Here is an 11,857-nt window from a genome sequence, read left to right as displayed (position 1 = left end):
GCACGCAAGCCCTCAATGCGGATCGCGTAGCGGGGGGCTTGGCGAGACGACTGGGGGCCGAAACACACTCACATCGGCATAAAAGTCACCGGCCTGATTGGCCGACCACCAGCCCGGCACGCCCAGCACCGGCAGGGGCAGAAAAGGTTTGCCGGCCAGCCACTGCCCGTCACCCAGGGTTTCGGCAGCGGCGCCGTCGCAAGGCTCGGGCATGAGCAGGACGTGAGCGCAGATGGGCTTGCGCGGGCGCATGAGTTTTTCCAGCAAGGCATGCCCCACCAACTGCAACCGGGCTTGTGCCCACAGGGGCCGTAACTCGACAAACAAGCGGTGCCAGTCGCGTGCCTGCAGGGCTTGGCACAAGGGCTCGGGGGCGGCCATGAAGGCAGCGTTTTCGTCCAGCACCGTCAAGGCGTCGCGCACCGGGCCGCGCCTCTGCCCCACGCATCCACGCCCTGGTGCATTGCCCATTTGCGCCGCAGCTTGCAGCTGCAATTCCTGCAAATGAAGGGCATTGAGCCGCGTTTTGAGTTGCGGCCAATGCAGCCAGATCAGACCATTCAGCAGGTCGTGCGCGTTGTCCCGGGTAGGCACGCAGCCGCTGCGTGCGATGAAGGCTTCGTAGCCCTCCCCCTCGGGCAGTAGCTGCTGCGGCACAAAGCCCAAAGGACCCGCCGCTAGTGCCCAGCCGCCCTGCGCGGCCAAACTCGCGTTCAAGGCCTCGGCGACGCTGGCGCCTTGCCGTAGCGACGACAACAAGTGCTGACCCTGGAGGCGATAAGGCGCACACCAGGGGGCCTCCAGCGCCAGCGCAAAGGTGTCGGCGAGCAAGGTCTCGGTCATCAACAAGCCAGGCTACTTTCAGCCTATCAGCGACTCAACCTATCAACCCCTCAGACCAGTTTCCAGGCCAACGCCTCACCACCCCGCAGCGGCTTGATCTGCGCTTCACCGAAGGGCACAGCGCTGGGCAATGTCCAGGCCTGACGCCGCAGCTCGACGGTACCGGTGTTGCGTGGCAGGTTGTAGAAATCCGGCCCGTTGAAGCTGGCGAAGGCCTCAAGCTGGTCCATCGCCCCCACTGAGTCGAAGGCTTCGGCGTACAACTCCAGCGCCGACATGGCGGTGAAGCAGCCCGCGCCGCAGACCGAGTTTTCCTTCATCTGCGAGGCGTGAGGCGCGCTGTCGGTGCCGAGAAAGAACTTCTTGGACCCCGAGGTAGCCGCCTTCAGCAGCGCCAGGCGGTGCTGCTCGCGCTTGAGTACAGGCAGGCAGTAGTAATGCGGGCGCAAGCCGCCCATGAAGATGGCGTTGCGGTTGTAGAGCAAGTGCTGCGGCGTCAGCGTGGCGGCGGTGAAGTCGTCGCTGGCCAGCACATAGTCAGCCGCCTCTTGCGTGGTGATGTGCTCGAACACCACCTTCAACTCCGGCATGTCTTTGCGCAGCGGCTGCATCACCCGGTCGATGAACACGGCCTCGCGGTCGAACACATCAATGTCGGGGTCCGTCACCTCGCCATGCACCAGCAGGAGCAAGCCCTCGCGCTGCATGGCTTCAAGCGTCTTGTAGATCTTGCGAATGTCGGTCACGCCGGCATCGCTGTTGGTGGTGGCACCAGCGGGATACAACTTGAGGGCCACCACACCTGCGTCTTTGGCGCGCTTGATCTCGTCGACCGGAGTGAGATCGGTGAGGTACAGCGTCATCAGCGGCTCGAAATCAGAGCCCTCCGGGCGGGCCCCCAGGATGCGCTCCCGATAGGCCTGCGCCTGCGCCGCCGTGGTGATGGGCGGGCGCAAATTGGGCATCACGATGGCACGTGCAAACTGCGCTGCCGTGTAAGGCAGCACACTGCGCAGGGCAGCTTCGTCACGCAGGTGCAGATGCCAGTCGTCAGGGCGGGTGAGGGTGAGGGATTGGGGCGTATTCATGCCCGAATTGTCGCACCCACCCGCCCGTACTGCACCCGTCAGTGCTGCAAGATCTTGTCCAAAAAGTCCTTAGCGCGGGCCGAGCGGGCGTCAGGGTTGCCGAAGAATTCTTGGCGGGTGCAGTCTTCGATGATTTTGCCGGCGTCCATGAAGATGACACGGCTGCTGACCTTTTTGGCGAAGCCCATTTCGTGGGTCACGCACATCATGGTCATGCCTTCTTGCGCCAGCTTGACCATCACGTCGAGCACCTCGCCGACCATCTCGGGGTCGAGCGCGGAGGTGGGCTCGTCGAATAGCATCACGATCGGGTCCATGGACAGCGCGCGGGCGATGGCCACGCGCTGTTGCTGGCCGCCGGAGAGTTGGCCAGGGAATTTGTCCTTGTGCGCGCTCAAGCCCACACGGTCGAGCATCTTCAGGCCACGCGCTTTGGCGTCGTCGGGCGTGCGGCCCAGCACTTTGATCTGCGCCAGCGTCAAGTTCTCGGTCACGCTGAGGTGCGGAAACAGCTCGAAATGCTGAAACACCATGCCCACGCGTGAACGCAGCTTGGGCAGGTTGGTCTTGGGGTCGGCCAGCGAGACCCCGTCCACGATGATGTCGCCCTTTTGAAAAGGCTCCAGCGCGTTGACGGTCTTGATCAGCGTGGACTTGCCCGAGCCCGAAGGCCCGCACACCACCACCACCTCGCCCTTGTCGATCTGGGTGGAGCAATCGGTCAGCACCTGGAAAGGGCCGTACCACTTGGAGACGTTCTTGATTTCAATCATGGCTCTGCTATCTTCAGGGTCGGACCAGCGTACTCGCTGGCCCGGGGGGCTTCATGTTCTAGCGAATGATGGCGATCTTCTTCTGCAGGCGACGCACCAGCATCGACAAGCTAAAACAGATCACAAAGTACACGACGGCCGCCACCAGATAGGTTTCCACCGGGCGGTTGAAATTCTTGCCCGCGACCTCGAAACCCTTGAGCAAGTCGTAGGCGCCAATCGCGTAAACCAGCGAGGTATCTTGGAAAAGAATGATGGTCTGCGCCATCAGCACCGGCAACATATTGCGAAACGCTTGCGGCAACACCACCAGTTGCATGGTCTGGGCATAGGTCATGCCGACCGCGTAACCAGCGCTGACCTGCCCACGCGGTACCGACTGAATGCCGGCGCGCATGATCTCGGAGAAATAGGCCGCCTCAAACACCGTGAAGGTGATGAAGGCCGACATCTCCGCCCCCATGGGCTTGCCCACCAGCATGGGGATCAGCAGGAAGAACCACAAGATCACCATCACCAAGGGAATGGAGCGCAGGGTGTTGACGTAGAACGCCGCGGGCCAGACCAGCAGCTTCTTGCCTGACAGCCGCATCAGTGCCAGCAGCGTGCCCAGCACGATGCCGCCCAGGGTGGCCAACATCGTCAGCTCGATACTGAAAATCAGCCCTTTGACGATGAAACTGGAAACGACGCCCCAGTTGAGAAACGCGAAGTCCAGATTCATGCTGTGGCCTCCTGTCGGCTGAACTCAGGGTGGCGGCAAGGTCCGGTCAGCGCCAACGTCAGGTGCGCGCGGCTCATTTGCCGACTCCAGCGGTGCCCGGGATCTGCATGCGATGTTCGATGAACAAGGCGACGCGATTCACCGCAAAGGCGGAGATGAAATACAAGCCCGTGACAGCCAGATAAATTTCGATGCCGCGGGAGGTTTCTTCCTGCGCTTGCATGGCGAACATGGTCATCTCCGCGATGCTCACGGCGAAGGCCACCGAGGAGTTCTTGATGATGTTCATGCTCTCGCTGGTGAGTGGCGGGATGACGATGCGAAACGCCATCGGCAACAGCACGTAGCGATAGGTTTGCGGCAAGGTCATGCCCATGGCCAAGCCGGCATAGCGCTGGCCCTTGGGCAAGCTCTGAATCCCGGCGCGAACCTGCTCAGCGACGCGTGCCGAGGTGAAAAAGCCCAGCGCCAGCACCACCAAAATAAAGCTCGGGACGCCGTGCAAGGGCGGGATCAACGAGGGCAGCACGTGGTACCAGAGAAAAACCTGCACCAGCAACGGAATATTGCGGAACATCTCGGTCCAGGCATCGCCAATGAAGACCAGGCCTTTGTGAGGCGTGGTCCGCAAGATGCCCATCAAGGACCCCACCAGCAGCGCCACCAACAGCGCCAGCACGGAGACACTCAAGGTCCAGCCCCATGCAGACATCAACCAATCTAGATAGGTGACAGACCCACCACTGCCCAAGCAGCGCGGCACCACCTCCCCGTCGATGGTGTCCTTGCAGAACACCTGCCAATCCCATGTCGCCACGGCTCACTCCAATCAAAGAATGAAGGCCGCATAACGGCGGCCTTCAACAGGGCTCAAACCACGCCCGGAATCACTTCTTGGCGTAGTCTTCTGCGGGCTTGTCGTTCGGGTTGGCCAGGGCGGCCTTGAGGCTCTCGCTCATGGGCAGACCCACCTTGGTGTTCGACGGCGGGATGGCTTGCATCAACCACTTGTCGTACAGCTTGGCGATTTCACCCGACTTGATCATGGCCTTGATGCTGTCGTCCACGGCCTTCTTGAAAGCCGGATCATCTTTGCGGAACATGATGCCGATGGGCTCTACGGAGAACACCTCGCCCACGATCTTGTAGTCGGCCGGATTCTTCGAGCGCGACACCAGTCCCGCCAGCAACGAGCCGTCCATCACAAAAGCGTCAGCCCGGCCCGACTCCAGCAGCAAGAAGCTGTCGGCATGGTCTTTGCCGAAGACCTCCTTGAAGTCGATGCCCGTAGCACGTTCGTGCTTGCGCAGCGTCTGCACCGAGGTGGTCCCGGTGGTAGTGGCCACTGTGCGGCCAGCCAGTTGGCTCACCGCGGTAATGCCAGAGCTGGCCTTCACCACCATGCGCACTTCTTCCACGAAAGTGGTCACGGCAAACGCCACGTCCTTCTGGCGGGTGGCATTGTTGGTGGTTGAGCCGCACTCGATATCGACCGTACCGTTTTGCACCAAGGGAATGCGGTTCTGCGACGTCACCGGCTGGTACTTGATGTCGAGCTTGGGCATGCCCAACTGCTTTTGCACATCGGCCAGCACGCGTTGGCAGATTTCGACGTGGTAGCCCACATACTTGCCATCGCCCAACGTGTAGGACAAGGCGCCTGACGACTCGCGCACACCCATCGTGACAGACCCGCTGCTCTTGATCTTTTTCAAGGCTTCTTCAGCATGCACGCTGCTGAACGCGGCCGCAGCCAGGGCGAGAACAAGCAGAGATTTCTTGGTCATAAACACTCCAAAGTCAAGGTCGCGGCTACCCGCAAAAATGAGTCGCGCTTTCAACAAGCGGCACAACCCGAAGCAGAACACGTAGACAAGCATGTCCGAATACGTGATTACACGAATTTCAGCATGACCGCGCCGTCACACGACGGCCAGAAAGTCCCAAAGTGCCAGCGCTGACGGTTTGCTGCGGCGGGATAACTCGGGTCGCTCACGGTAAATGCGCAGCTCCATGGTCAGCTCGAACTCACCGGCAGCAGACGCCTGCACCAGGCGCCCGGCCCGCAAATCTTGCTGAACCGAGCTGGCCGGCAAAAAGCTCAGCCCATGGCCTTCCAGGGCCATCGCCTTCAGGCTTTCCGCCATGTCGGTTTCATAGATAGCGTCGAGATTCAGCGGCACCGGCGAGGCCTTGGCGATCAGCTCTACCAGGCGCCCCAGATACGCCCCCGATGCGTAGCTGAGAAAAGGTATCCGCGGGCCGCTAGGCCCCGCGGAGCGGCCACGCAGCCCGGCATATGAAGGCAACTGAAACAAAGGCCGCCCCTGGGCGTCCGCCTTGGCGTAAGGGGCTAGCGTCTCCTGGCCCAGCGAAGCCATTTCATACCGATCGGGGTCCAACTGCAGTGGCTGGCTAGCGTGGTGATAGACGATCAGTAAATCACAATTGCCTTCGCTGAGTTGCAACATGGCGTCGTGCACATTGGACGCGTTGAGCCTGCACTTGAGCGCGCCGAAGCGTTGGCGCAAGTCCATCAACCAATGCGGGAAAAAGCTGAACGCCAAGGAGTGCGGAACGGCGAACTCGATCATGTCTTCGTCCGTACCCTGGTGGCTGCGCATCATGTTGCGCGTGGCCTGCAACTGACCCAATATCTCCACGGCCTGGGCCAGCAAGGTCTGGCCCGCGCCGGTGAGCCGGGTGGGATAGGACGACCGGTCCACCAGGTCGGTCCCTGCCCACGCCTCCAGCGCCTGGATGCGGCGCGAGAAGGCGGGCTGGGTGACATGCCTCAGTTGAGCCGAGCGCGAAAAACTGCGCGTTTCGGCCAGGCTCACAAAATCTTCAAACCATTTGGTTTCCACGCCCGGGAGTGTAGCCGCGCGCCAAAGAGGTGCGCCTCAGAGGCGTCTTAGATACGTCTGAGATGCGCTTTAGGCCCCCCAAGTCTCCCTTGTCGCCCTCTTAATTGCTCTGCCCCCCCCTCACTTGCAGGGGATCGCGCCACCCCGGCTTGACGCTTAGCTGGCTAAAGTAGATAAGCGCCCATTTGTGGTGGCCCGTTCAAGCCCGTTCAATCGCATCAAATCTTGGAGCACAAGGATCATGAAGACCCTCAATTTCTTGATCACAGCAGCTTTGGCCGCGTGCACCCTGCCCGCGGCTGCGGCGCCCGTTTTCATGGACTTTGAAACGGTTCCCAACGCGGTGAACGACCTGACCGTCGCCGCCAACAACCCCTACGCGGCTGACGTCACCTTCCTCAGCAACGCCCTGAGCATGACCAGCGCCTGGCTGGACCCCACGGCGGATGGCAACTTCTTCAGAGATCCGGCCGTGTATGGCTCGGTGACCAAGGGGGCAATGTTCATGTCGGGCGGCAATGACGCAACGACCCGCCTGGTCTTCGATGTCAATGCCGGCTTTTCTAGCGAGTTGAAGTTGCTGTATGCGGCTGGCGAGGCCACCGGCACGATTTCTGTCTATGACGATGTGGGCGGGCATGGCAGTCGCCTCAGCGTCGTCAGCCTGGGCAGCACGGGCGCCTGTCTGAATCCAGATACCCAGCAAGTTGTCACCGGTTTCGTCTGCAACTGGCGCACCGTGGACATCAATTTCTCCGGCACGGCCCAATCGGTGGTCATCTCGGGCACCAACAACGCCTTCTGGTTTGACGACATTCGCCTGGGTGCCGATGGCGGCGGCAATGTGCCGGAGCCCAGCAGTGTGGCGCTGAGCCTGGCCGCTCTGGGCGCCCTGGGCTGGAGCCGCAAGCAACGCAAGGGCTGAGGCCCCGTACCCGCCCGGCAAGGGGCCCAGGGATCAAGCCACCGCGGAACTCGTGTCCGTTGGCGCCTCCGCCGCAGCACCTCCACTCTGCTGCAAGCGCCACATGCGCGCATAAATGCCCTGCTGCGCGAGCAGTTGTTCATGGTGGCCGCGCTCTTTGATGCGGCCCGCTTCCAGCACCAATATCTCATGGGCGTCCACCACGGTGGAGAGGCGGTGCGCAATCACCAGCACAGTCTTGTTTCGGCCTGCTGCGTCGAGCTCGGCCTGAATGGCGCGCTCGTTGTTGGAATCCAGAGCCGAGGTGGCCTCGTCAAAAATCATCACCGGCGGGTCCTTCAACAGCGTACGTGCAATCGCCACGCGCTGCTTTTCTCCGCCTGACAATTTCAGGCCACGCTCGCCCACCATGGTGGCATAACCCTTAGGCGTAGCGGCAATGAATTGGTGGATGTGCGCCGCGCTCGCCGCCGCCTCCACCTGCTCTTGCGTGGCGCCTGGGCGGCCGTAGGCGATGTTGTAGGCCACGGTGTCATTGAACAGCACCGTATCTTGCGGCACGATGCCGATGGCGCGCCGCAGGCTGGACTGCGTCACGCTGCGCAACTCTTGGCCATCGATCGTGATGCGCCCGGCATCCACGTCGTAGAACCTGAACAACAAGCGCGCCAGCGTGCTCTTGCCCGAACCGCTCGGGCCCACCACGGCGACCTTCTTGCCGGCGGGAATCTCGAAGCTCACGTCATGCAGAATGGGTCGCGCCTTGTCGTAGGCGAAGCTCACGTGCTCGAAGCGCACCGCGCCCGCGCCCACCTGCAAGACTTGCGCATCGGGCCGGTCTGCCACCTCTCGCTCGCGTGACAGCAAGAGAAACATCTTTTCCAGATCGGTCAGGCTCTGTTTGATCTCGCGGTAGATCACCCCCAAAAAATTGAGCGGAATGTAGAGCTGGATCATGAAGGCATTCACCATCACCAGATCACCCAAACTCATGCGCCCGGCCACCACACCCTCGGTGGCACGCCACAGCATCATCACCAACGCAGTGGCGATGATGAGTTGCTGCCCCGTATTGAGCAGAGACAACGTGGACTGCGACTTGAGCTGCGCACGGCGTAGCTTCTCCAGGCTTTCGTCGTAGCGGCGCGCCTCGAAGTCTTCGTTGTTGAAGTACTTGACCGTCTCGAAGTTCAACAGCGAGTCGATCGCCTTGCTGTGCGCCACCGAATCCAACTCATTGAGCTGCTTGCGGAACTGCGTGCGCCATTCAGTCACCGTGATGGTGAAGGCGATGTAGACCACCAACGCAGCCAGGGTGATCCAGGCGAACCACGCGTCGAACTTGATCGCCAGCAGGCTCAGCACCAGCGTCACTTCGATCAAGGTGGGGACGATGCTGTAGAGCGAATACGAGATCAACGAATGCACAGCCCGCGTGCCGCGCTCGATATCGCGCGTCATGCCGCCGGTCTGCCGCTCCAGGTGAAAGCGCAAGCTCAGGTCGTGCAGATGACGAAACACCTGTAGCGAGATCGAACGCGCGGTGCCTTCGGTCGCCTTGGCAAAGATCAGCTCACGTAACTCGGTAAACAAGGAGGTCGACAACCGCAGCGCGCCATATGCCAGCAGCAGCCCCAGGGGCACCACCGCCATGCTCTGCACCGAGCCCGGCTTGATGGCCAAACTGTCCACCAATGACTTCAGCAGCAGCGGTACGCCCACATTGGCCAGCTTGGCGCACAGCATGAAGCCCAGGGCGATACCCACCCGCCAGCGGTAGCGCCACAGATAGGGCAGCAGCTTGCGCACCGTGTCCCAGTCACCACGCGGGCTGCTGTTCAGGTCGGTGCCGCTGGGTGCTGGTGATGGGGGGTGTTTTCGCATGGGGATGAATGGGCGGGGGGTCAGGGTTCAAGAGGCAAGGGCTTTTCGCTGGGTCACCGGGCCGCGGGCCGGATGTCACCGAGAATAGAGGTCAATTCTCTCAGGGAAGCCCATGCCCAACGACCAACCCAACAAAACAGACGGCATCCAAGCGCTGCCCGGTCACCAGCGCGAACTGGTCTTGCGCGTCATGCCCATGCCGGCGGACGCTAACGCCAATGGCGACATCTTCGGCGGCTGGATCATGGCCCAGGTCGACTTGGCCGCCTCGGTGTTGCCAGCCCGCATTTCACGCGGGCGCGTGACCACGGTGGCTGTCAATGAATTCATCTTCAAGCAACCGGTCACGGTGGGCGACCTGCTGTCCTTCTACGCCCAGGTCACCCGCATCGGCCGCACGTCTATCACCGTGCATGTGGATGTAGAAGCCGAGCGCAACCCGGCCGCCCCCGAAGTGGTGAAAGTCACGCAGGCCAACCTGACCTTTGTGGCGATCGACGCCACGGGCAAGCCTCGCCCCTTTGGAGCGGCTGCAGCGGCCGCCTGATCTTTCCGCCGTGCCTGGCACGGCGGAAAGGAATAAAAAAAAGGACCTGGCCATGGGCACAGGTCCTTTCATTTTTGAGCCTCGCGACTCAAGTCTCAAGTCTCAATCAAACTTCGAAAAATCCGGCGCACGCTTCTGGAAGAAGGCCTGGAAGGCTTCCATGGCTTCGGGGGAGCGCAGGCGGGCGCCGAAGATTTCGGCTTCCACGCGCACGGTTTCCAGCACCTGCTCCTGGCTGTGGCGGCGCATCAAGCGCTTGCTGTCGCGCACCGCACCGGGGGCCAGGGTGTTGAAACGTTCGGCCACGCGGCGGGCGTGGTTCACGACCTCGCCAGACGGCAGCACTGCGTTGGCGATGCCGCACTCCACCGCCTCAGCGCCGGTGAAGGGGTCGCCGAGCAGCAGCTTTTCAGCCGCCTTGGCGTGGCCCATCAAACGCGGCACGACCAGGCTGGAGGCGAACTCGGGCACCAGGCCCAGGCCCACAAAAGGCATGGCCAAGCGGCTGTCGTCTGCCACGTAGACCAGGTCGCAATGCAACAGCAGCGTCGTGCCGATGCCGATGGCGGCACCCGTGACAGCGGCCACCACCGGCTTCTCACAGCCCAGCAGCGCCCGCATGAACTGGAACACCGGGGCGTCTTCGTCCCGCGGCGGGCTGCCCATGAAGTCTTCGATGTCATTGCCCGAGGTGAAGATCGAGGGCTGGCCCTGGATCAGCACGGCACGCACGCTCTTGTCTGTGTTGACGGCGACGAGGATGTCCGCCATCTCCTGGTACATCGCGCGGGTCAGCGCATTTTTTTTCTCCGGACGCGCAATTTCGATACTTGCCACGCCGTTGACGATTGCAGTTTTGATGCTCATAGAAAACTCTCCAGATGCAAGATCATGCCAGCAAAGAAAAAAACGCGGCCGGAGCCGCGCTTTTTTTCGGCCGATCAGAGCCGCTCGATGATGCCGGCAGCACCCTGGCCGGCGCCGATGCACATGGTCACCATGCCGTACTTGCCGCCGGTGCGGCGCAGGCCGTGGATCACCGAGGCAGCGCGGATGGCGCCGGTAGCGCCCAGCGGGTGGCCCAGGGCGATCGCGCCGCCGTTGGGGTTGACCTTGCTGCGGTCCATCACGATGCCCTTGCTGTCAAGGTCGTTCAGCACGGCCAGCGACTGGGCGGCGAAGGCTTCGTTCAATTCCACCCAATCGAGATCAGCGGCGGTGATGCCGGCCAGCTTCAGCGCTGCCGGGATCGCCTCGATCGGGCCAATGCCCATGATCTCGGGCGGCACGCCGCGCACGGCGAAGCTGACAAAACGTGCCAGCGGGGTCAGGCCAAAGCGCTTGACCGCAGCTTCAGAAGCCACGATCAGGGCGCCGGAGCCGTCAGAGGTTTGCGAGCTGTTGCCGGCGGTGACGCTGCCCTTGGCAGCAAACACCGGCTTCAAGCGGGCCAGGCCTTCCATCGACGTTTCAGCGCGTGGGCCTTCGTCGATGCTGACCGTGCGGCGGCGCTCGGTGATCGAGCCGTCCAGCAGATTGGGCGTGCGCTCGATGATCTCGAACGGCGTCATTTCAGCGGCGAAGGCCCCCGAAGCGATAGCGGCCATGGCACGGCGATGCGATTCCACCGCGAATTCGTCTTGCGCTTCGCGGCTGATCTTCCACTGCGTGGCGACCTTCTCGGCCGTCAGGCCCATGCCGTAGGCCAGGCCGATGTTTTCGTCGCGCTCGAAAATCGCAGGCGGCATGGACGGCTTGTTGCCGCCCATGGGCACCATGCTCATCGACTCAACGCCGGCGGCGATCATCACCTCGGCTTCACCGACGCGGATGCGGTCGGCCGCCATCTGCAGGGCGGTGATGCCGGAAGCGCAATAACGGTTGACCGTCACGCCGCCCACGGTATTGGGCAGACCTGACAACACAGCCGCCACGCGGGCGATGTTCATGCCTTGCTCGCCTTCGGGGAAGGAGCAGCCAACGATGGCATCCTCAATCGCCTTGGGGTCCAAGCCCGGCACTTGCGCCAGCGCAGCCTGGATGGCGCGCGTCAGCATCTCGTCTGGACGGGTGTTCTTGTAATAGCCCCGGCCCGACTTGCCGATAGGCAGGCGGGTGGCGGCGCAAATATAGGCTTCTTGAACTTGCTTGCTCATGATCCTGATCCTTTCATGACCAGTAAATTTCTTTGTATTCAGTACCCCGG

Annotated in this window: 12 protein-coding genes; 2 read left to right on the top strand and 10 right to left on the bottom strand. The window is 62.1% G+C overall.

What is annotated here, in order from left to right; all coding sequences use genetic code 11:
• Positions 1 to 12: 12 nt before the first annotated feature.
• From PRZ01_RS10030 to PRZ01_RS10000, 7 genes are all read right to left on the bottom strand, one after another.
• Complete coding sequence (locus PRZ01_RS10030) at positions 13 to 843, bottom strand: DUF3025 domain-containing protein (protein ID WP_273596635.1); 831 nt, start codon at positions 841 to 843, stop codon at positions 13 to 15.
• Positions 844 to 893: 50 nt separating this feature from the next.
• The gene (pyrC, locus tag PRZ01_RS10025) at positions 894 to 1,931 is read right to left on the bottom strand and encodes a dihydroorotase (protein ID WP_273596634.1); all 1,038 of its coding nucleotides are present in this window, start codon (positions 1,929 to 1,931) and stop codon (positions 894 to 896) included.
• 38 nt (positions 1,932 to 1,969) lie between these two features.
• Positions 1,970 to 2,704, bottom strand: coding sequence for an amino acid ABC transporter ATP-binding protein (locus PRZ01_RS10020; RefSeq protein ID WP_273596633.1), 735 nt, complete (start codon positions 2,702 to 2,704; stop codon positions 1,970 to 1,972).
• A 58-nt stretch (positions 2,705 to 2,762) separates the two neighbouring features.
• Complete coding sequence (locus tag PRZ01_RS10015) at positions 2,763 to 3,428, bottom strand: amino acid ABC transporter permease (RefSeq protein ID WP_273596632.1); 666 nt, start codon at positions 3,426 to 3,428, stop codon at positions 2,763 to 2,765.
• 73 nt (positions 3,429 to 3,501) lie between these two features.
• The gene (locus PRZ01_RS10010) at positions 3,502 to 4,245 is read right to left on the bottom strand and encodes an amino acid ABC transporter permease (RefSeq protein ID WP_273596631.1); all 744 of its coding nucleotides are present in this window, start codon (positions 4,243 to 4,245) and stop codon (positions 3,502 to 3,504) included.
• Between the two features lie 70 nt (positions 4,246 to 4,315).
• Positions 4,316 to 5,215, bottom strand: a complete 900-nt coding sequence (locus PRZ01_RS10005; protein ID WP_273596630.1) for an amino acid ABC transporter substrate-binding protein — start codon at positions 5,213 to 5,215, stop codon at positions 4,316 to 4,318.
• A gap of 135 nt (positions 5,216 to 5,350) precedes the next feature.
• Positions 5,351 to 6,295, bottom strand: coding sequence for a LysR substrate-binding domain-containing protein (locus tag PRZ01_RS10000; protein WP_273596629.1), 945 nt, complete (start codon positions 6,293 to 6,295; stop codon positions 5,351 to 5,353).
• Between the two features lie 241 nt (positions 6,296 to 6,536).
• Here PRZ01_RS10000 and PRZ01_RS09995 point away from each other — a divergent pair, with 241 nt between their 5' ends.
• On the top strand, positions 6,537 to 7,220 hold the full coding sequence (locus PRZ01_RS09995) for a PEP-CTERM sorting domain-containing protein (RefSeq protein ID WP_273596628.1): 684 nt from the start codon (positions 6,537 to 6,539) through the stop codon (positions 7,218 to 7,220).
• A 33-nt stretch (positions 7,221 to 7,253) separates the two neighbouring features.
• Here PRZ01_RS09995 and PRZ01_RS09990 read toward each other — a convergent pair whose 3' ends face one another.
• A complete protein-coding gene (locus PRZ01_RS09990; RefSeq protein WP_273596627.1) occupies positions 7,254 to 9,104 on the bottom strand; it encodes an ABCB family ABC transporter ATP-binding protein/permease in 1,851 nt (616 codons plus the stop codon).
• A gap of 112 nt (positions 9,105 to 9,216) precedes the next feature.
• Here PRZ01_RS09990 and PRZ01_RS09985 point away from each other — a divergent pair, with 112 nt between their 5' ends.
• Complete coding sequence (locus tag PRZ01_RS09985; RefSeq protein ID WP_273596626.1) at positions 9,217 to 9,651, top strand: acyl-CoA thioesterase; 435 nt, start codon at positions 9,217 to 9,219, stop codon at positions 9,649 to 9,651.
• 102 nt (positions 9,652 to 9,753) lie between these two features.
• Here PRZ01_RS09985 and PRZ01_RS09980 read toward each other — a convergent pair whose 3' ends face one another.
• On the bottom strand, positions 9,754 to 10,518 hold the full coding sequence (locus tag PRZ01_RS09980) for an enoyl-CoA hydratase (protein ID WP_273596625.1): 765 nt from the start codon (positions 10,516 to 10,518) through the stop codon (positions 9,754 to 9,756).
• 74 nt (positions 10,519 to 10,592) lie between these two features.
• Complete coding sequence (locus PRZ01_RS09975; protein ID WP_273596624.1) at positions 10,593 to 11,807, bottom strand: acetyl-CoA C-acyltransferase; 1,215 nt, start codon at positions 11,805 to 11,807, stop codon at positions 10,593 to 10,595.
• Positions 11,808 to 11,857 lie beyond the last annotated feature (50 nt).

Origin of the sequence: Roseateles koreensis (assembly GCF_028595305.1) — a bacterium.
GTDB classification, from domain to species: domain Bacteria; phylum Pseudomonadota; class Gammaproteobacteria; order Burkholderiales; family Burkholderiaceae_C; genus Paucibacter_A; species Paucibacter_A koreensis.
This window is presented reverse-complemented; position numbering and strand designations above follow the sequence as displayed.